The sequence below is a fragment of the Burkholderia latens genome, assembly GCF_001718795.1.
GTDB classification, from domain to species: domain Bacteria; phylum Pseudomonadota; class Gammaproteobacteria; order Burkholderiales; family Burkholderiaceae; genus Burkholderia; species Burkholderia latens_A.
Genome location: NZ_CP013435.1, coordinates 875435 through 894842, shown reverse-complemented (window position 1 = coordinate 894842; position 19408 = coordinate 875435). Strand labels below are relative to the sequence as shown.

The 19408-nt window shown below is 58.9% G+C and carries 15 protein-coding genes; 3 read left to right on the top strand and 12 right to left on the bottom strand.

Translation table 11 applies throughout. The features are described 5' to 3' along the window. Positions 1-289 precede the first annotated feature (289 nt). Both gmd and WK25_RS04130 read left to right on the top strand, forming a co-directional pair. Positions 290-1324 carry a GDP-mannose 4,6-dehydratase gene (gene gmd / locus WK25_RS04135; RefSeq protein ID WP_069241040.1) on the top strand — a complete coding sequence of 345 codons (1035 nt, stop codon included), beginning with the start codon at positions 290-292 and terminating at the stop codon, positions 1322-1324. Between the two features lie 3 nt (positions 1325-1327). Next, the gene (locus tag WK25_RS04130; protein ID WP_069241039.1) at positions 1328-2212 is read left to right on the top strand and encodes an NAD-dependent epimerase/dehydratase family protein; all 885 of its coding nucleotides are present in this window, start codon (positions 1328-1330) and stop codon (positions 2210-2212) included. 370 nt (positions 2213-2582) lie between these two features. On the opposite strand, the gene WK25_RS29940 is transcribed toward WK25_RS04130, so the two are convergent. From WK25_RS29940 to rfbB, 10 genes are all read right to left on the bottom strand, one after another. Then, entirely contained in the window at positions 2583-3788 is a 1206-nt protein-coding gene (locus WK25_RS29940; RefSeq protein ID WP_083252954.1) for a glycosyltransferase family 4 protein, read from the bottom strand. An 11-nt stretch (positions 3789-3799) separates the two neighbouring features. Next, positions 3800-6205, bottom strand: a complete 2406-nt coding sequence (locus tag WK25_RS04120; protein WP_167432635.1) for a glycosyltransferase — start codon at positions 6203-6205, stop codon at positions 3800-3802. Between the two features lie 32 nt (positions 6206-6237). Then, positions 6238-7632 carry an ABC transporter ATP-binding protein gene (locus tag WK25_RS04115; RefSeq protein WP_069241036.1) on the bottom strand — a complete coding sequence of 465 codons (1395 nt, stop codon included), beginning with the start codon at positions 7630-7632 and terminating at the stop codon, positions 6238-6240. Beyond that, positions 7622-8413 (bottom strand): ABC transporter permease, encoded by a 792-nt coding sequence (locus WK25_RS04110; RefSeq protein ID WP_083252953.1) that lies wholly within the window; start codon positions 8411-8413, stop codon positions 7622-7624. Before WK25_RS04110 ends, WK25_RS04115 begins: the two co-directional genes overlap by 11 nt. Before the next feature lie 174 nt (positions 8414-8587). Continuing rightward, a complete protein-coding gene (locus tag WK25_RS04105) occupies positions 8588-10036 on the bottom strand; it encodes a mannose-1-phosphate guanylyltransferase/mannose-6-phosphate isomerase (RefSeq protein WP_069241926.1) in 1449 nt (482 codons plus the stop codon). A 265-nt stretch (positions 10037-10301) separates the two neighbouring features. Beyond that, a complete protein-coding gene (locus tag WK25_RS04100; RefSeq protein WP_069241034.1) occupies positions 10302-12404 on the bottom strand; it encodes a glycosyltransferase in 2103 nt (700 codons plus the stop codon). A 203-nt stretch (positions 12405-12607) separates the two neighbouring features. Beyond that, entirely contained in the window at positions 12608-13510 is a 903-nt protein-coding gene (rfbD, locus tag WK25_RS04095; protein ID WP_069241033.1) for a dTDP-4-dehydrorhamnose reductase, read from the bottom strand. Beyond that, on the bottom strand, positions 13503-14054 hold the full coding sequence (gene rfbC / locus WK25_RS04090) for a dTDP-4-dehydrorhamnose 3,5-epimerase (protein ID WP_069241032.1): 552 nt from the start codon (positions 14052-14054) through the stop codon (positions 13503-13505). Before rfbC ends, rfbD begins: the two co-directional genes overlap by 8 nt. Beyond that, complete coding sequence (gene rfbA / locus WK25_RS04085; protein ID WP_069241031.1) at positions 14039-14932, bottom strand: glucose-1-phosphate thymidylyltransferase RfbA; 894 nt, start codon at positions 14930-14932, stop codon at positions 14039-14041. The genes rfbC and rfbA overlap by 16 nt, the downstream gene beginning before the upstream one ends. An 11-nt stretch (positions 14933-14943) precedes the next feature. Continuing rightward, positions 14944-16005, bottom strand: a complete 1062-nt coding sequence (gene rfbB / locus WK25_RS04080; RefSeq protein WP_069241925.1) for a dTDP-glucose 4,6-dehydratase — start codon at positions 16003-16005, stop codon at positions 14944-14946. A gap of 341 nt (positions 16006-16346) precedes the next feature. Between rfbB and WK25_RS04075 the strand changes: the two genes are divergently transcribed. Further along, positions 16347-17186, top strand: a complete 840-nt coding sequence (locus tag WK25_RS04075; RefSeq protein ID WP_069241030.1) for a symmetrical bis(5'-nucleosyl)-tetraphosphatase — start codon at positions 16347-16349, stop codon at positions 17184-17186. Between the two features lie 33 nt (positions 17187-17219). Here WK25_RS04075 and WK25_RS04070 read toward each other — a convergent pair whose 3' ends face one another. Together WK25_RS04070 and WK25_RS04065 are read right to left on the bottom strand one after the other, a co-directional pair. Next, entirely contained in the window at positions 17220-18077 is an 858-nt protein-coding gene (locus WK25_RS04070; protein WP_069241029.1) for a lysophospholipid acyltransferase family protein, read from the bottom strand. 19 nt (positions 18078-18096) lie between these two features. Beyond that, positions 18097-19374, bottom strand: a complete 1278-nt coding sequence (locus tag WK25_RS04065) for a dihydroorotase (RefSeq protein ID WP_069241028.1) — start codon at positions 19372-19374, stop codon at positions 18097-18099. Positions 19375-19408: the final 34 nt, after the last annotated feature.

Below are 19408 nucleotides of genomic sequence, written 5' to 3'. Positions count from 1 at the left end.
ATCGCATTTGCGGCGCCGCCGCGCAAGTTTGATCAAATTTGTCGCCGCAGGCAACTCGACGTTGCGACCCTATGTGCATGGCGAACGACGCTGAGCGGGGCCCGGCGCTACGCAAGCCGCGCAGAAAAGGGGCTCCCTGGATGTTAGAATCCGTACGATGCGGTCAGCAAGACGGGCCGCCGGCAAGCACCCTGCTGCAGTCGATTTGGAGCGGTACTCGATCGAGCATGTGCACCGGCGCACGTCGTGGCGTACCCAAACCTTACTTTACGAACCAACCGAATAGCACATGACAGTCGCGATCGTTACCGGCATTACAGGTCAGGATGGGGCTTACCTCGCACAGCTTCTCCTCGAGAAAGGCTATACCGTGTACGGCACCTATCGCCGTACCAGTTCAGTGAATTTCTGGCGAATCGAGGAGATCGGCATCGTCGGTCATCCTGATCTTCACCTCGTGGAATACGATTTGACTGATTTGGGATCCAGCATCCGTCTTCTTCAAACTACGCAAGCGACGGAAGTTTACAACCTCGCGGCGCAGAGTTTCGTCGGCGTGTCGTTCGATCAGCCTTCCACAACCGCCCAGATCACTGGTCTTGGCGCACTAAATTTGCTCGAGGCTATTCGGATCGTCAACCCTAAGATTCGCTTCTACCAAGCAAGCACTTCAGAAATGTTCGGGAAGGTCCAGGCCGTTCCCCAAGTAGAAAGTACGCCTTTCTACCCGCGCAGCCCGTACGGTGTCGCCAAGCTTTACGCGCACTGGATGACGGTCAACTATCGTGAAAGCTACGACATCTTTGGGTGCAGCGGTATTCTGTTTAATCACGAGTCACCGCTGCGTGGCAAAGAGTTCGTCACGCGCAAAATCACGGACAGCCTGGCAAAGATCCGCCTGAACAAACTCGACGTGCTGGAACTCGGGAACCTGGACGCCAAACGCGACTGGGGGTATGCGAAGGAATACGTCGAAGGGATGTGGCGCATGCTTCAGGCTGCCCGCCCCGATACCTATGTGCTTGCCACGAACCGAACCGAGACCGTTCGAGATTTCGTGTCCATGGCTGCGCAAGCCGCCGGCTTCGAACTCGCCTGGGAAGGCAGCGGTGAAAAGGAAGTCGGAATCGATAGCCGGTCCGGCAAAGCCATCGTAAGGATCAGCCCGAAGTTTTATCGCCCTGCGGAGGTCGATCTGCTGATTGGCAACCCGGCCAAAGCACAGAAGGAACTCGGGTGGGCACCGCAAACCACGCTTGAGCAGCTGTGTCAGATGATGGTCGAGGCGGATATTCGCCGAAACGAAGCCGGCGTCTCGTTCTGAAGCATGGCAAAGGTCTTCGTAACTGGGCTGGATGGGTTTACCGGTCGCTACCTGGCGACCGAATTGGCCCAATCCGGCCATGACGTTTGCGGGATCGTTCGCGCGGAAAGAGATAATGTTCCAGGGCGAGCGCATGTCTGCGATCTTCTCGATCGTGAAAATCTGACGCAAATACTGGCATTGGAAAAACCCGATGCGGTCGTGCACCTCGCTGCGATCGCGTTTGTGCAACACGGCACTGCCGGGGACATTTATCAGGCCAACGTCGTCGGTACCCGAAATCTTCTTGACGCACTAGAGCGTTCGGGATGTCAGCCGAAGTCAGTGCTACTCGCGAGCAGCGCCAACGTATACGGCAATTGCGATCAGGAAAGCATCGACGAGCAGACTCCCCCGGCTCCGGTCAACGACTACGCGATCAGCAAGCTCGCGATGGAACTAGTCGCCCGGATGTGGGCAGACAAACTCCCGATCGTTATCGCGAGGCCGTTCAACTATACCGGCGTCGGGCAAGACAACCGGTTTCTTCTGCCCAAAATCGTCGGCCATTTTCGCGACAAGGCAAAACGCATCGAGCTCGGCAATCTCCACGTTGTGCGCGACTTCTCGGACGTTCGCACGGTAGTGGCCGTGTATCGTCGGTTGATCGAAGGCACTTTCGCGGGGAGAACATTCAACGTTTGCTCTGGAGTTGGACATTCGCTGCAGGATATCCTGGCGATCGCGCGTGAACTGACCGGCCACGATCCGGAGATATGTGTGAATCCGCAATTCGTCCGCGCGAACGAAGTTCATAAGCTGATTGGGAATTGCGACGAGCTTATACGCTCACTCGGCCCCATCGACTCCATTCCACTGCGGGATACGTTGAAATGGATGCTGACTTAGGATCTCACAGCATCTGACCGAACCGGTGTAGAAGTCTCGATTACGGCGCGCAGAACGGAGGCCCGGTGGAAGCACAGCCTACACCGGGCAGTTCCGCGCGCCGCACGACAGACACGCGCTGATCGCATCACTCGCAATTAAAGTAGCGAAAACGTCCCACTTCGCAATACAAGCGCGCATTGGGCGACCGACTTCCGACCGCCACGCCCACTGACGACCGAGCGGACACACAAAGCTCTCAAACAAGAGGTAGACGCCAAGGCCCCGGCAGTGCAACGCTGCGTCGACGGGCTCCCGCTGCGCGCCGCCCCTTCCAGCTCGAAACGCGGCTCCTGCGCGAAGCGGGATGAGGCATCAGCAATCAATCGACTTATATAGCATCGATTAATTCAAGAACCCCTTTTCTAAAATGCGGCAAGGAATAGCGCTTTACGTCTTCACGAGCCCGAGCCGCCATCGCCTCCAGATCTGGGTGACCAAACATCGCCATTAACTTCTCGGTGCGAGCAGCGAGTTCGTCCGCATCGCGGAAATGAAATCCATTAACCCCGTTATCAACGATTTCGGGCTGACCCCCTTTAGGCATTACCACCGGCACGCATGCCGCAGCCATCGCCTCGCAAGTCGTCATACCAAAGTGTTCCATTCGCTCAGGGAACGATTCGGCATCTTCCCCCCACCCGGATCCGTGCCAGAAAATGCTTGCCTTTGCATATTCCTGCTTCAAAGCATCCGCGGAAATATTTCCGAGTATTTTTACCGGATATCCCTTTGCAAGCTCATTCACTTCTCGAAAATATCCAATATCATCCGGCGTATTCAAATTGACGCTGCCCGCGAGATGATACTCCCATCCTTGCGGAACACGTCCGCTGTCGCACATGGCGCGGAAAGCACGCAAGAGCTCGAGATGCTTCTTGTTGTGCCCGTCCTTTCCACCGTGAAAGAAGCGACCCACACTGAGAATGACGCGCGACTTTCCCGAGCTGTCTATATCCGCGTAACGTTCGATGTCAATGGGTGGCGACAGCACCACTCCCTTACATCCCCAGCGACGCTCGAGCCATTCGGTCGTAAATTGGGAAATCGTGACTTTTACCTGATAGCTCGAAATAAACTCATTGCTTCCTCGCTGAATTCTCCCGAACGCTCTCGAAGCCAGTCTCGCACCCGAGCGGCCCAGCAATCGCGGTGATCGAGCCATCGCTCCGAGCACGGAAGCCAACGCCTTTCGCCTTGGCCCCATTGGCCGAGGCGATAATTGATGCGGGAAAAAGACCACATAAATGGACGATTTCGCCTGCGAAACCATGGAAGAACAATAAGTCGAATTGGTAAATAAATCATACTCGGCCGACCTGGACGCCAATTGCGCACAGGAATCACCCGGCCACTCGACCCAGCGAGCCCGAGAAAGATCCAGGTTCATGCGATCCTGAAATTCCTTTACGTCGACCTTCGTAGTGTGAATAAGATCGACCTCATGGGCTTCACTTAATATTTGAGCGATGGTTCCGGTGTACTTTTCACCACCACCCATCGTACCCCAATATCTGTTGTAAATTCCGATTTTCATTACAGCCTACCTTATAGTCGATCCAGCGGTGTACCTTTAAAGCCCCATCGCCGCAAAAGTGTTCCAGGAATTTTTTTGATCAAATCGATCTGCAGACGAAGGCGCAGTCCGAATTCCGCGCGCGCTCGCTGGTCGTTACCGCCTCGAATAGCATTACGCATCCACGCTACGCACGCCCGAGCACACCGCGCAGCCTCGACAAGATAACTAGCCATCGCCACACGTAGCGCGGCATGCTTGAAGCGGATCAGCACGTGATTTCGGGAAACGTAATAGACGAACATCGGAGACCATTCGACACTGGAACCAGTGTGAATATGGCGCACGACGCTCGTCGGTACGTATCGCAGGACGCCTCCGGCTCGGCGCATACGCCAGCAGAGGTCCGCGTCCTCGTAGTACATGAAAAACCTGGAGTCGAACAAACCAATTCGCTCAAGGGCGCTGCGTCTAATCAGCATAGCGGCGCCGCAAAGCGCCTCAACGGACTCCTCCCGATCGTACTGTCCGCGGTCGGGTTCATAGATTCCGCGATCGCTAGCGTCACCGCTTTCGTTTAGGCGCGTACCGGCGTTATTCAATAAGTCGAAATTCGCAGCACTCACCAAAGAGCCTGGTATCCGCAGAAGGTGCTCATCGAACTCCGACGAGAGCACACCGTGACCGATTTGCGTGCCGCCCAACTCGACGCTAAACGATGCGCCCGATCCCGCTTCCGTTCCCGACACGATCAAGGACAGCTCGTACACGTCTTCGCTATCTGCTGTCGGCATCACCGGCAACAATAATCTTGCCTCGCCCGAAGTCCAACGGACACGCCGTCCCGACAACTGCTCACTTCCCCAAAACCCGTCAGCAAAAATCGGCTTGCGATAATCACACCCCACGAACGCGCTGCTCTCGTCTAGCAAGAGACCCAATTCACGCTGGTCAGAAGATTGCCCTCTTTCAGACGGTTTAAAAACATCGCTCTTGATTACGATTTCGACGTATTTTCTGAAAAAAACGAGCTTTGAACCTGCCGCCCACGCCTTGGGATCACGCGCCAACGCCGCCACCAATTCACGGAGACATTTGGGATCAACCTCGGTATCGTTATTGATAAGTCCAATCAGATCGCCATTTGCCGCCTGCATGCCGAGGTTGTTTCCGCCGGCAAAGCCGAGATTCTCGCTAGACTTGACGATGCGCACGCTGGGGAAGTGCTCGGCAACATAATCGACCGACGCATCGCTCGACGCATTATCGACCAAGACAATTTCATATCTCGGGTAATCGAGGTGCATTAGGCTCTGCAACAACCCCGGCAGGAATCTGAGCCCATTGAAATTCACAACGATTAGGCTGACCAGCGGCACCATGTCCTTGAAAGCGGCATTTTCCGCCAGCTGACTGTGCATGCTGTCGACCTCTGTCGCCACCCTCGACCGCTCTCGTTCGATCGCCGAAATCTTTGCTCGATATTCCTGAGTGACGCCCTCAACTTTCCGATCCCATTCGGCGTCCTTGTTCTTCAGCATGGCATCTCGCTCAGCTGCGATGCGCTCGATCTCCGCCCCGTAGTCTTTCACGACTTGTTGAAGGTATTTTTCCCATGCGAGATCCTTGTCCCTCAGCATGCCATCACGTTCCAAGGCAATACGCTGAATCTCCGCTTGATAATCCGCGGATACGCCTTGGACTCGGGACTCGATATAACCTTCAACTTCGAACATCGACGGCGCAAACTCAGGCACCGGACCGTTTGATGCAAGGGCAATAAAATAGACCGGCTCTCTGGGCAATTCCGCGTGTTGGACGCCAACCGCTTCGGTGCCCGTCCGGGTCCAAAAATGGCGTCCGACTTTGCTGACGCAGCCGTTCATACGTGCGATCAGCGAACCAAATGCAGCACGCTGGCCGTAAAGGTCAACGTTGGAGAAGTGACGCGACAGCAAGTCCTTGAATTCGTCCAAGTACAGTTCTTTGACGTGATATGGATTCCTATACCCGGGTTTTTCGGAATATTCGTACTTATCTGGACTCGAGATTATCAAAATACCATTCTCGCGCAGAACGCGAGAAATCTCGCTCATCATCTCTTCATGCTGATCGTGATGCTCGATTGTTTCGAAGCTCACCACCACATCGACGCTACGATCCGGGAGAGGGATTGCAGCAGCCGACCCGGTTTCGAATCGGAGGTTCGGGCGGCGATAATATGCACGCGCGTGCTCGACAGCGGTGCTGTCGATGTCCACGCCGATCACACTACGCGCGTCCGATGCCATCAGCGCGGAGCCGTACCCCTCGCCACACGCGATGTCGAGGACATCCTTCCCCTTGATAATTTCGCTAACGAGATAATAGCGATGGTAGTGTTCCATCTCTATTTCGCCAGGCACTCCCGGCACAAAACGTTCACCGGTGAAATCCATGCTTCGATCCTGTTGCTCGCTCGGATAAGACATCATATGGCTTCCAAAGTAATTTCCTTCATAGGCACGCCAAACAAGCCTATGCAAGTCGAGCTGGAATGGACCTGAAGAATCATTGCGTCGTGCACCCAATGATGCTGCACGTGATCACTTTGCGTGCCTTCTGCTATCGCGGGAGAAATGCTATATTCCCCGGAGGGCAAAACCGGGAATTTGAATCTAAATCTCGCCACGAGCTTGCGGCCTCGACCCACATCAATTGATTTATTTCTGTAGGGAATGTAGGTGTTATCCGCGAAAATAATCTGACCAAGCTTGTCTTTGAACACAAAACCTATAATCGGACGCCCGATATCCGCTGTTGCCCGCGCCGATATTTCAAGAACCATTTCCTCCCCGCCGACCGCCCAGGCAACGGGATTCCCGCTTCCGTCGAGCAATCGCACTCCCGTGATCTGCGCCCCGCCGGCACCGAACGAAGCTCGTGCTTCGTCGAACTGGAAGACTTCGATATCATTTCGCAGCGGCGACGCGTTGATCATCGGCATGCGCATGTCGATATATTCCTCGACCTGGGGAGCTTTCTCCTCGACCTCGATTGCCTCCTCAACGGGTTGCGGATCCTCTACAACGACCGGATCAAACAGCGATTCGAGATATTTTTCCGAAACTGCCTTCGGGTTTCCCGCCATCTTGACTTGGCCTTTGTCCAGCCAAACAACGCGATTGCATAGATTGACAATTGCCCCCATGTCATGGCTGCAGAACAATAGCGTTCCCCGCTGCATGAACGAGCGCAAGAACCGCATACACTTTTGCGTGAAGTATGCGTCTCCGACGGATAAGGCCTCATCTACAACCAATATATCCGCGTCGACATGCGCGATCACGGAGAAGGCCAAGCGCACGACCATGCCACTCGAATAAGTCTTGACAGGCTGATCAATAAAATCCGCTATTCCGGAAAAGGCCACAATATCGTCATAACGCGCAGCAATCTCATCTCGGGACAAACCGAACAGCGCCCCGCTAAGCATCACGTTCTCGCGCCCCGTGAATTCCGGGTTGAAACCGGAACCAAGCTCGAGAAGTGCAGCAATGCGACCGCGCGTTTCCATCGTTCCGGTAGACGGCGAAAGCGTTCCGCAGACAAGTTGGAGCAACGTTGATTTACCCGAGCCATTTCGTCCGATAATGCCAACGGTTTCTCCCCGCCGCACCTCAAAGGACACGTCGCTCAACGCCCAAAATTGCTTGTAGTACTTCCGCGGCTCTTTACCTCTCGCACGATCGAGAGTCGGCAACAAGAATTGCTTCAGTCGATCCTTCGGATTTCCATAGATCTCGTAATATTTACCCAAGCCATTGGCCGCAATTACGACATCGCCCGCCTTGGCTTCGGAATTATCGAGTTGATCAGAGAACATCGGCAAATCCCTTTCTCATCTTCTGAAAACAAAAAAAACCAAACCAGGCCACACACAGCGCAATCAACAGATACACGCCCAATCCGACAAAATCGGGATAGTGCCCCCAAAGACAAATCTCCCGGGATTGTCCGATGATGAATGTCAATGGATTGAGCAAGAAAAGCGTTCGATATTGCTCTGGCCAGGCCGTCTCCGGATAGAAAACCGGCGAGAGAAATAACATGGCGGTAGTTATAAACGTGGTGCTCTGCTTCAAGTCACGAGCAAACACACCCAGTGCGGAAAGTATCCACGCAATGCCGATGACCATGACCAGGAACGGGAACAGAACGAACGGAAGCAAGATAACCTGCCAGTGCAGTTCTCCGCTATAGACCAATATCCCGGTCAATAGAATCAAGATGCCGGCAAGTGCGTGAAAGAGCGCCGCACCAAGACCGATAGCCGGCAGAATTTCCAACGGAAAAACCACCTTCGTCACATAGTTGGGATTTTCCAGCACTAACCCCGGTGCACGATTGATCACTTCCGAAAACAAGCCGTGAATAATGACGCCAACAAACATGACCAACGCGAACTGTGAGCGACCGCCATCCACCGCGCCGGCCCATCGCGATTTAAAGATGAACGTAAACACGAACGTATAGATCAGCAGCATCAGCAGCGGGTTAACCAGGGTCCACAGTAGCCCGATATACGATCCCTTGTATCGGGCCTGCACATCGCGCTTCGCAAGCAGCCAGGTAATTTCCCGATTGCGCCAAATAGAAAGAACCATTGAGACTGGCGAAGTCGAATAATCCGACGTGGAGCTCTTTGAAGGTAAAGTACTGTTCATCACTGAGGTATTAAATTCCGTACGTGCGCCAACCAATTCGATCACTCATCCGCCGCGACCGCTAACATCAAACGCCGCAGCGACCATGAAGCGAAATTCCCGATTTCATGCAAATCAAATTTGGGGCTGCGTGTCAGCGCGACCTGTTTCTCCGACTCGACCATACTGATCTTCAAAGCGAACGATATCGTCCTCGCCCAGGTACTCCCCGCTCTGTACCTCAATCAGCACAAGCGGAATCTTCCCCGGATTTTCCAGGCGATGTCGATGCCCGCATGGAATATAGGTGGACTGGTTCTGTGTGAGCAGCATCTCCTCCGCACCGTTGGTCACGCGCGCGCTGCCGGAAACCACAATCCAGTGCTCCGCACGATGGAAATGTGCCTGCAAACTGAGCCGACCGCCCGGCTTGACCTCAATGCGTTTGATCTTGAAACCTGCTCCCTCTTCCAGCACGGTATACGTGCCCCACGGCCGGTGAGCGGTACGGTGAATCACCGCTGCTTCGTGATTCTCCATTTTTAAGCTGCCATACATCGCCTTGACGTCCTGCACTCGCTCGCGATGGGTGATCAGCAACGCATCTTCCGTATCAACCACGACAAGATCGGAGACGCCCAACAACCCGATCATCCGGTTGCCGCCGTTCACGTAGCAGTTCTTGGCATCGAGCAGCCGCGCCTCGCCGAGGACCCGGTTACCGTGTTCGTCAGCGTCGAGCAAGTCGGCCATGCCGGCCCACGAACCGATGTCCGACCAGCCGCAGTCGCAGGCAACCACAGCAACGTTCTTTGCCTTCTCCATCACCGCATAATCGATCGAGATCGACTGCACCTTCGCGAACGTCGCCTCGTCAACAATAATGTTCGAGCGACTTGTGCGATCGGCCCGAGACTGGTCCAGGGCAAACTTCGCTCCCTCGAGCAATTCCGGGCAAAACTTCTCCATAGCGGCGAGCATGACGGCCGCCGTAAAGCAGAACATCCCGGAATTCCAATAGAATCGACCGCTCCGGACATAGTCGACAGCGGTTTCATAATCGGGTTTCTCGACGAAGCGCCGCACGTCTTCGCCGTCGGCTTCGATATACCCGAAACCTGTTTCAGGGCGAGACGGGGAAATGCCGAAAGTCACAATCCGGCCCGTGCTCGCAATCTCCGTGGCGCGGTCCACAGCCGCCTGAAATGCGACCTGATCCTCGATGAGATGGTCCGCCGCCAGCACCAAAAGCACGGCGTCCTCGCCATACTCCCGAGCCACCTCCAAGGTCGCCAATGCGACGGCTGCAGCAGTATCTCGCCCGAAAGGCTCGAGGATATAGTGCTCGTCCGCTACCTTGTAGCTGGACGCTGCATAGTGGTCCTGGGTGAGAAAATAGAGATCCTTATTAGTCACCGTGAACAAGTGCTCCACCCCCGGAAGCGATGCGGCTCGCTCATAGGTGCGCTGAATAAGCGTGCTTCCATCCGGCAGGGTGAGAAACGGCTTTGGATAACGCTCTCTCGACTGCGGCCAGAGGCGTGATCCTGAACCACCACTCATAATTACGGGAATTAACTTCATGATCCGAATAAACTCCTTAAACTCCACGACCAATGCACGGTTTCGTCAAGAATCCGGTGCAGCTCGCGACAACCTCTTGCTGTCGCTTCGTTGCATTCACTGCAGCATCATCACCCGCTCGACCCGGTTTGGCGTTCGACATGCCGGGTCCGCGGCCCCTGGTGTTTAGTCCCTACGACCCGGAGATTCTTTTGGGATGCCAAGTAGGCTCGTATGGTACATCACCGCCCAATTGTCGCCGGCTCGTCGCAGGCCACGGATGACGTCAGCTCGCCATAGATACCGGCGGCAGCACTCGTCTCAAGACGGAGCGCGCCGCCTCAAGCGAAAAGTACTGACGCACATTGTCCATGCCCCGGTCAGACAACTGATTCCACAACGTCTCGTCTTCGTAGGCCCGCAATACTGCGGCGGCAAAGCCCTCGGCATCGTCGCTCAGCAATACATTGTCTCCATCAGAAAGTTGCATGCCTTCGGCTGCGATATGGGTCGCGACCACTGGCAAGCCGTAGCTCATTGCCATGTTCACTTTACCCTTTACGCCTGCACCGTAGCGCAGCGGGGCCAGCGCTACACGGCATCCGTCCATCCATGGTGTCAGATCGGGTACACGGCCGTGAATGTGAATCCCGGGCCCGGCCAACTCGGATTGCGCCGCTCCGGGCATATCGCCGACGATGTGCAACGCGATATCCGGCCGCTTGGCCCGAATACGCGGAAATATCTCGTCGACGAGCCAGCGCACAGCGTCCTCGTTGGGCGAATGACTGAAGCCCCCAACAAAAACCAGCCCCTCGCGTGTAGCGAAGCCGGCGTGACGGCCAGGCACGTCGTGTACGTTGGACAACAGTTCAACGGACGCGTCCGGCACTTCGCGCATCAGCAAATCGCGCTCGATCGGACTGACCACGAACGTCACGTCGCAGGCTCGAATAAGCGTCAACTCGCGCTTGCGGGACAAAGTTGCCTTCCTCGCCAATGCCGGGTTGTTGGTGAAAGCGGCCGCACGCTGCTCACGCAAAAAGTGAAGATCGACCGTGTCGAACAGGATTTGCGCTTGGGGTGCGAGACGCTTGACCAGTGCGAGGTTGGGTGCCGCAACGTAATGCCGGCAAAGCATCACGGCGCCAAGCTGGCTACCTTCCCTTTTTAACCATCGGGTCAGCGATGGAGCCCACGGCTTGCACAGCACATGCACGCCGATCCGACCGAGCGCGGTAATCTCCGCGTGCGAAGCCAAGCGGTTGCTTGCCATAAAACTGATCCGCCACCCCATCTCGCTCAGAAGGCGCATGATATTGATCATGCGAAGCGAGCCGGAGTCGCGAGAAGCGTCGGGGGTCAATGCATCGACGATCAGGATATGCGGCGACGCAGCGCGTTGAATCGCCTGTACCGCAGGCGTGCCGGGGGCCGGTTGCGCTGCCAGTTCGGCGGCCCACTTTTGCCTGAACTTCTCGCGATTGATTACTTGGTACTGCTTAACCCCCGAAAAGGTGTCGGTGCCCGAGCTGATACCTTCGTTATGAATCACCAAGCTTTGCGGTTGATAGAACACCTGCTTGCCCGCGGCCCGTACGGCGAACGCCAAATCCGTATCCTCATAGTAGGCGGGTGCATACCGCGCGTCCAAGCCCCCTAGCTGCCCGAAGAGAGCGGCATCGATCATCATCGCGGCACCGGAGATGTAATCGACGCGTCGCCGGTAGAGAAATTGCGGGTTGTCCGGAGATTCGAACCGCCCAAAATTCCAAGCGGATGCATCGGAGAACACGATGCCCCCTGCTTCTTGCAATCGGCCATCGGGATATACCAGCCGACTGCCGGCAATACCGCAATCGCTCTCTTCGGCAAAGCACGCGAGCAATTGATCGAGCCAACCGGGTGTGACTTGCGTGTCGTTGTTGAGAAATAGCAGGTAAGTGCCCAGCGCGGCGGCGGCGCCCGCGTTGCAGCTACCAATGAAGCCGAGATTGCGCTCATTGCGTATCAAGCGCAGCCCCTCGATCTGCGACAGCGTTTCGGTACTGTCGTCGGGCGAAGCATCGTCCACGACGATCACCTCGAAAGCGGCGTCGGCACCATGTCGCGCTATCGATCGCAAGCAGGCCAAGGTGTACGCCAGCTTGCCGTAAGCAGGGACGATAACCGACACCTGCGGCGCAGAACTGGTGGGAAGCGCAAACGGACTAAACGGCTGTTGAAGAGATTCAAGCGTCCAGCGCCCGGAAGTGGCCGACGGCGGGCGAAATTCCTGTGCGATGCGCGCAATGGTATTGCGCCACCCGCGAGTGGCAACGCTGCCGGTCACCCGCTGCGCAACAAAATGTATGCGACGCACATGCCAGATCAAGTGTTTGAACAACATTGGATTTCTATACCGGGGAAGACTTGAATTTGGAGCAATCGTGCGTTGCGAATTTCGACGGCATCGAGTCCCTCCTCCTATCGGCATCGACGATGGCAGCGGCAGCAGCCATCGTCGATGCGCGGAACGCAGCATCAGTCGGCGCGAAATATCCGCGCGATCGTGCTTCGACCGATAGGTCTCGGACACACCATCGCGACCGTTCAGCTACTCTCGAGACACAGCTGCAGTGCTTCGTCCCAGCGAGGTGGCTGAATTCCGAACGTCGCCTGCAGCTTCTCGTGAGACAGGCGTGAATTTGCTGGCCGCTTCGCCGGAGTGGGATAGTCCGATGTCGAAATCGGGAGGACGCGGGGTGGCGACTCCAGCTTGGCACGTGCGAAAATTTCCTGAGCAAATCCGTGCCATGAGGTCGCATCGGCAGAGGTAAGATGATAGATGCCCGAGCGCTCCTGCCACCATCCTGCGGTCCCCGCGGCGACTCCCTGAGCAACGATATGCGCTGTCATTGTCGCAATCGTATTGGCCCAGGTAGGAGCCCCGATCTGGTCCGCGACCACCCGCAATTCCGGACGCTCGCTGCCGAGCTTCAGCATCGTCAGCAGGAAGTTCTTGCCGCGCCGACCGTATACCCAGCTCGTGCGCAGAATCAGATGCGGGCAGCCGGTCGCCGCGATGGCCTGTTCGCCCTGGAGCTTGGTCAGGCCGTATACGTTCTGCGGATTGGTTACGTCCGTTTCGACATAGGCGCCCTCTTTGGTGCCGTCGAACACGTAGTCGGTCGAATAATGAATCAGCACCGCGCCGATGCGGGCTGCTTCTTCCGCGAACACGCGCGGCACGTCGGCGTTCAGCCGACGCGCGGCATCGACGTCCGTCTCTGCCTTGTCGACCGCCGTATAGGCAGCCGGATTTACGATGATCGAGGGCTTGAGCTCGCGAACGACGTCGCGCACCCGATCGAGATCGGACAGATCGAGCATCGAACGGTCGCACGCCACCACGCGTCCCAAGCCCTGCAGCGAACGCAGCAGCTCGAACCCGACCTGCCCGTTCACTCCCGTCACGAGAATCGTCGGCTCTGTTTTCACGCCCACCTCACGCATAGACTTCGGCTTCGCTCAAGCGCTTGCCGGCCGCGTCCTTCGCGGCGAGCAGCGGTTCGAAATCGATCGGCCACTCGATTCCGATTTCCGGATCGTTCCAGACGATGCTGCGCTCGTGCTCGGGGAACCAGTAATCGGTCGTCTTGTAGAGGAATTGCGCGGCCTGCGACAGCACGACGAACCCGTGCGCGAAGCCGGGCGGTACCCACAGTTGCTTGTGGTTGTCGTTCGACAGCACCACACCGACCCACTTGCCGAAGTTCGGCGAACGCTTGCGAATATCGACTGCGACGTCGAACACCTCGCCCTCGACCACGCGCACGAGCTTGCCCTGCGCATGCTGGATTTGATAATGCAACCCGCGCAGCACGCCCTTCGACGACCGCGAATGGTTGTCCTGCACGAATTCGATGCCGGGTTCGACCTGCTCTGCGAATTCCTTCCCGTTGAAGCTTTCGTAGAAGAACCCGCGCGCGTCGCCGAACACCTTCGGCTCGATGATCTTGACTTCGGGCAGCGCCGTCGCCGTTACTTGGATGGCCATGCGACTTGATCCGTGAGAAGGTTCTTGAGGTACTGCCCGTACGCGTTCTTCGCGAGCGGTTGTGCAAGCTTCAGCACCTGCTCCGCATCGATCCAGCGCCGGCGGTACGCGATTTCCTCCGGGCATGCGACCACGAGACCCTGCCGCTTCTGCAGTGTCGCGATGAAGCTCGCCGCCTCGATCAGCGAATCGTGCGTGCCGGTATCGAGCCATGCGTAACCACGCCCCATGATCTCGACATTGAGCGCGCCGTCGCTCAAATACCGCGAATTGACGTCGGTGATTTCAAGTTCGCCACGCGGCGACGGCTTGATGTCGGCCGCGATGTCGCACACGCGGTTGTCGTAGAAATACAGGCCGGTCACCGCGTAGTTCGAACGCGGCTTCGCAGGCTTCTCTTCGATCGACAGCGCGCGGAACGACTTGTCGAATTCGACGACACCGTAACGCTCCGGATCATGCACGTGATACGCAAACACCGTCGCGCCGCTTTCCTGCGCATGCGCCCGCTCGAGTTGCTTCGCCAGATCGTGGCCGTAGAAGATATTGTCGCCGAGGATCAGCGCCGACGGATCGTTGCCGACGAATTCCTTGCCGATGATGAACGCCTGCGCCAGGCCGTCGGGCGACGGCTGCACCGCGTACTGGATATTCATCCCCCACTGGCTGCCGTCGCCGAGCATCGACTCGAAGCGCGGCGTATCCTGCGGCGTCGAGATGATCAGCACATCGCGGATGCCGGCGACCATCAGCGTCGACAGCGGGTAATAGATCATCGGCTTGTCGTACACCGGCAGCAGCTGCTTCGAGACGACGTGCGTGATCGGGTAGAGCCGCGTACCCGAACCTCCCGCGAGGATGATGCCTTTACGTGCCATCGCGTGTCTCCTCAAGCGCGCTTCGCGTAGTTGGTTTCGACCCACTTGCGGTACTCGCCCGACGCGACTTCGTCCGCCCACACCTGGTTGTCCAGATACCAGTCGACGGTCTTCGCGAGGCCCGTCTCGAAAGTTTCCGCCGGCTTCCAGCCCAGTTCGCGCTCCAGCTTACGCGCATCGATCGCGTAGCGGCGATCGTGGCCCGGACGATCCGTCACGTAGGTGATCTGGTCGCGATACGAACCGGCCGCCTTCGGGCGCGCCTTGTCGAGCAGATCACACAGCGTATGCACGACTTCGAAGTTCTTCTTCTCGTTCCAGCCGCCGACGTTGTATGTCTCGCCCGGTACGCCGCGCGCCAGTACCTCGCGGATCGCGCTACAGTGGTCACCCACATACAGCCAGTCGCGCACGTTCTGGCCGTCGCCGTAGACGGGCAGCGGCTTACCGGCGAGCGCGTTCGCGATCATCAGCGGGATCAGCTTCTCGGGGAACTGGTACGGGCCGTAGTTGTTCGAACAGTTCGTCGTCAACGTCGGCAGGCCGTACGTGTGATGGTAAGCACGCACGAGATGGTCCGAGCCGGCCTTGGTCGCGGAATACGGGCTGTTCGGTGCGTACGGCGTCGTCTCGGAGAATTGCGGGTCGGTCGCGGACAGCGAGCCGAACACCTCGTCGGTCGAGACGTGCAGGAAGCGGAACGCCGCCTTGTCAACATCGTTCAGGCCGTTCCAGTATTGACGGGCAGCTTCCAGCAGCGTGAACGTGCCGACGAGGTTGGTCTGCACAAAATCGGCCGGGCCGTGGATCGAGCGGTCAACATGGCTTTCGGCAGCGAAGTGCAGCACCGCGCGCGGTTTGTGCTCGGCGAACAGCGAGTCGAGCGCGGTACGATCGCAGATGTCGACGCGTGCAAATACGTGCTTCGGATTGCCGTCGAGCGATTGGAGCGTGCGGAGGTTGCCGGCATAGGTCAGCTTGTCGACATTCAGCACCGCTTCGTCGGAGTCGCGTAGCCAATCGAGTACAAAATTGGCACCGATAAACCCTGCGCCGCCCGTAACCAGAATCATGAGACTCCCTCTGTAGTAATGCGCGACGAGCGCGTTCAAGCGGTCGCCGCGTCAAGATTCGAAGCACCTGGCGATGGTCGCCACATCAAACCGGGAATTTTAACCGGTCGCCATGGTCGCCAAAGTCATGAAATGCTAATTTTGTTCGGGAAAACGACAATTATAGGGAGCCGCGACGTGCAAAAGCCATGCCGCTAACAACTTGATACAGCGCTCCGCACCCTTGCCCGAACGGAATTTTCCTTTCAAATCAATGGGCCTTTAGAGAACCGCAATCCCAAAATGTCGCCGTACACCGAGTACGTTTCTTTTATCCAGGAAACCCGAAGGATTCGCCTTCCATGACGCACACCCCCATCGCCATTGGCGACATCCAAGGCTGTCATTCAGCTTTCGATTCGCTACTAAAGAAACTCTCCGTTCCCGCCGACACCCCGCTCTGGATCGCCGGCGACATCGTCAACCGCGGCCCGGGCTCGCTCGCTGCACTGCGCTCGCTGATCGACCTCGGCCCCCAAGTCACGGCAGTCCTCGGCAACCACGACCTCCATCTGCTCGCCGTTTCGGCCGGCATCCGCACCGAACGTCCTGGCGACACGATCGGCGAGATCCTCGACGCCCCGGACGCCGACGCCCTTCTCGACTGGGTTCGCCACCGACCGTTCGCGCACTTCGAAGACGGAAAGCTGCTGGTCCACGCCGGCGTGCTTCCGCAATGGGACACTACGCTTGCGCTCGAACTCGCCGACGAACTCCACCGCGCGTTGCGCGCGCCGGACTGGCACGACACGCTTCGTGGCCTCTACGGCAACGAACCGAACCAATGGAATCCGAACCTGAAAAAACGCGACCGGATGCGCGTCGCGTTCAACGCCTTCACTCGCCTGCGCTTCTGCACCCCTGACGGCGCGATGGAATTCAAGGCAAACGGCGGCCCTGACAGTGCGCCGCCGGGCTACCTGCCGTGGTTCGACGTACCGGGCCGCCGCAGCGAAAACGTGACGGTCGTATTCGGCCACTGGGCCGCGCTCGGTCTGATGCTGCGCGACAACCTCGTCGCGCTGGATTCAGGATGCGTATGGGGAAACCAGCTCTCGGCCGTGCGCCTGACGGCCGATCCGACGGAGCGCACGGTCACGCAGGTGCAGTGCGAAGCCTGCCGCACACCGGGCGGCGAATAGCCGGCACGCGCGACGCGCGGGCGAGAAGAAGCGTCACCCCTCCCGCCCCGGCACCGGCGCATCGTCCGCCGCCTCGCCCGTCGCCCCGCCGCCGACTTCGGTCGCCGGATATGCGTGCTTCTCGAGTTCAGCCAGCGATTCGGGCGACGGCTTGCCGACCTTCGCCTGCATCGCTTCGAGCGCGGCCGCGATCGCGTCGCGCGCCGCCGCCGACGTCGTGCGCCGATCGCCGCCCGGCGGGATCGGCTCGCACACGTACAGATGCGCGACGAGCGGGCCGCCGCGCAACACCATGTCGAGCGACTTCCCGAGCGACAGCTCACCCGTGTAGGCCGGCGCGACCGACTGCCGCCCTTGCGCATCCTCGTACATCAGACACACCGGCTGCACTGCGCACCCCGCCGACACTGCGGCCTGGAACAGGTTCGCGTGAAACGGCAACAGCCCCTGCCCGTCCGACGTCGTACCTTCGGGAAACACGCACATGACGCCGCCGTTGCGCAGCCGTTCTGCCATCTGGTGCATCACCCGCATCGCCTCGGTACGCTTCTCGCGCTGCAGAAACACGGTGTCGAGCTTCTCGGCAAGCCAGCCGACGACCGGCCACTGCCGCACCTCCGCCTTCGACACGAACGGTGTCGGCCGCCATGCATTGACGGTGTAGATGTCAAGCCACGACACGTGGTTGCCCACGACGAGCGCGCCCGCATCGAGCCGCGCGCCGTCGTTGTGCACGACGAGCCGCATCCCGCAGATCCGCAGCATCTTGAGCGACCAGCGGCGTGTGAGCTCGGCGCGGTGCGCGGGCGTGACGTGCGAAAAGCGCAGCGCGACGATCGCCATGCCGCGCAGCAAATGAAAGACGAGACGCAGCTTGCGAAGAGCGGTCATGGCGAGGATCCGGCGTGGTTCAGTGACGCTCGAACGCGACGTGCCCGGCGACGAGCGTCGCACGCACGCAGGCCGGCAGTTCGTAGCCGAGGAACGGCGAGTTGTGGCCCTGGCTCTTCAGCGCACGCGGCTCGACGCGCCAGTGCGCCCGCGGATCGAACACGCACAGGTCGGCCGCGCCGCCTTCGGCAAGCCGGCCCGCCGGCAGTTGCAGCACGTCGGCCGGCGCGGCGGTGATGCGGCGCAGCGCCTGCGCGAGCGGCGTATTCGTTTCGTCGGCCCACTTCACCGTCAGCGACAGCAGCAGCTCGAGCCCGGTCGCGCCAGGCGTCGCTTCGGCGAACGGCAGCAGCTTCTCGTCGTCGTCGACCGGCGTGTGATCGGAGCAGATCGCGTCGATCGTGCCGTCCGCGAGCGCCGCGCGGATCGCTTCGCGGTCGCGCTCGCCACGCAGCGGCGGATCGAGTCGGAACTGCGAATCGAAATAGCCGATGTCGACGTCGATCAGGTGCAGGTGGTTCGCGCTGACGTCGCACGTCACCGGCAGCCCTTCCGCCTTCGCCGCGCGCACGAGCGCGAGGCCGGCTGCCGACGACAGGCGGGCAAGGTGCACGCGCGCGCCCGTGACACGCATCAGCTCGAAAATCGTGTGCAGCGCGATCGTCTCGGCCGCGACCGGCACGCCGGACAACCCGAGTCGCGACGCGAGCGCGCCGCTCGCGGCGACGCCGCCGCGTCCGATGAACGCGTCTTGCGGACGCAGCCACGTCGTGTAGCCGTAAGTGCTCGCGTACTGCAGCGCGCGCAGCAGCACCTGCGTGTCGCGCACGGGCACGTTCGCATGCGTGAAGCCGACGCAGCCCGACTCGGTCAGCGCGACCATCTCGGTAATCACGTCGCCCTTCAGGCCGACGGTGAGCGCGCCGAGCGGATGCACGTTCGCCTGCTTCAGGTTGCGTGCGCGAAACTTGAGCATCTCGACGAGGCCCGGCTCGTCGAGCACGGGGTCGGTGTCCGGCGGGCACACGAGCGTCGTGACGCCGCCCGCGACGGCCGCGGCCATCTCGGACGCGAGCGTCGCCTTGTGCTCGTAGCCCGGCTCGCGCAGGCGCGCGCACAGGTCGACGAGGCCGGGCGCGACGATCAGGCCCGACGCGTCGATCGTGTTGTCCGCGTTGAAGCCGGCCGGAGCCGTGCCGAGCGCGGCGATTTTGCCGTCCGCGACGAATACGTCGGCCTGCCGCTCGGTCCCGGCTGCCGGATCGACCACCGTGCCGCCTTTGATATGAATCTTCATGCGCTGTCTGTGAATGCGTTGATTGCGTTGAGTG

What these genes read in the sequence shown, in the direction of transcription:
- rfbD (WP_069241033.1), bottom strand. Translation starts at nt 13,510, where the DNA reads ATGCGTGAGGTGGGCGTGAAAACAGAGCCGACGATTCTCGTGACGGGA.
- WK25_RS04075 (WP_069241030.1), top strand. Translation starts at nt 16,347, where the DNA reads ATGACGCACACCCCCATCGCCATTGGCGACATCCAAGGCTGTCATTCA.
- rfbB (WP_069241925.1), bottom strand. Translation starts at nt 16,005, where the DNA reads ATGATTCTGGTTACGGGCGGCGCAGGGTTTATCGGTGCCAATTTTGTA.
- WK25_RS04115 (WP_069241036.1), bottom strand. Translation starts at nt 7,632, where the DNA reads ATGTTCTCTGATCAACTCGATAATTCCGAAGCCAAGGCGGGCGATGTC.
- rfbC (WP_069241032.1), bottom strand. Translation starts at nt 14,054, where the DNA reads ATGGCCATCCAAGTAACGGCGACGGCGCTGCCCGAAGTCAAGATCATC.
- WK25_RS04100 (WP_069241034.1), bottom strand. Translation starts at nt 12,404, where the DNA reads ATGTTGTTCAAACACTTGATCTGGCATGTGCGTCGCATACATTTTGTT.
- WK25_RS04110 (WP_083252953.1), bottom strand. Translation starts at nt 8,413, where the DNA reads ATGGTTCTTTCTATTTGGCGCAATCGGGAAATTACCTGGCTGCTTGCG.
- WK25_RS04105 (WP_069241926.1), bottom strand. Translation starts at nt 10,036, where the DNA reads ATGAAGTTAATTCCCGTAATTATGAGTGGTGGTTCAGGATCACGCCTC.
- WK25_RS04070 (WP_069241029.1), bottom strand. Translation starts at nt 18,077, where the DNA reads ATGACCGCTCTTCGCAAGCTGCGTCTCGTCTTTCATTTGCTGCGCGGC.
- WK25_RS29940 (WP_083252954.1), bottom strand. Translation starts at nt 3,788, where the DNA reads ATGAAAATCGGAATTTACAACAGATATTGGGGTACGATGGGTGGTGGT.
- gmd (WP_069241040.1), top strand. Translation starts at nt 290, where the DNA reads ATGACAGTCGCGATCGTTACCGGCATTACAGGTCAGGATGGGGCTTAC.
- rfbA (WP_069241031.1), bottom strand. Translation starts at nt 14,932, where the DNA reads ATGGCACGTAAAGGCATCATCCTCGCGGGAGGTTCGGGTACGCGGCTC.
- WK25_RS04065 (WP_069241028.1), bottom strand. Translation starts at nt 19,374, where the DNA reads ATGAAGATTCATATCAAAGGCGGCACGGTGGTCGATCCGGCAGCCGGG.
- WK25_RS04120 (WP_167432635.1), bottom strand. Translation starts at nt 6,205, where the DNA reads ATGGATTTCACCGGTGAACGTTTTGTGCCGGGAGTGCCTGGCGAAATA.
- WK25_RS04130 (WP_069241039.1), top strand. Translation starts at nt 1,328, where the DNA reads ATGGCAAAGGTCTTCGTAACTGGGCTGGATGGGTTTACCGGTCGCTAC.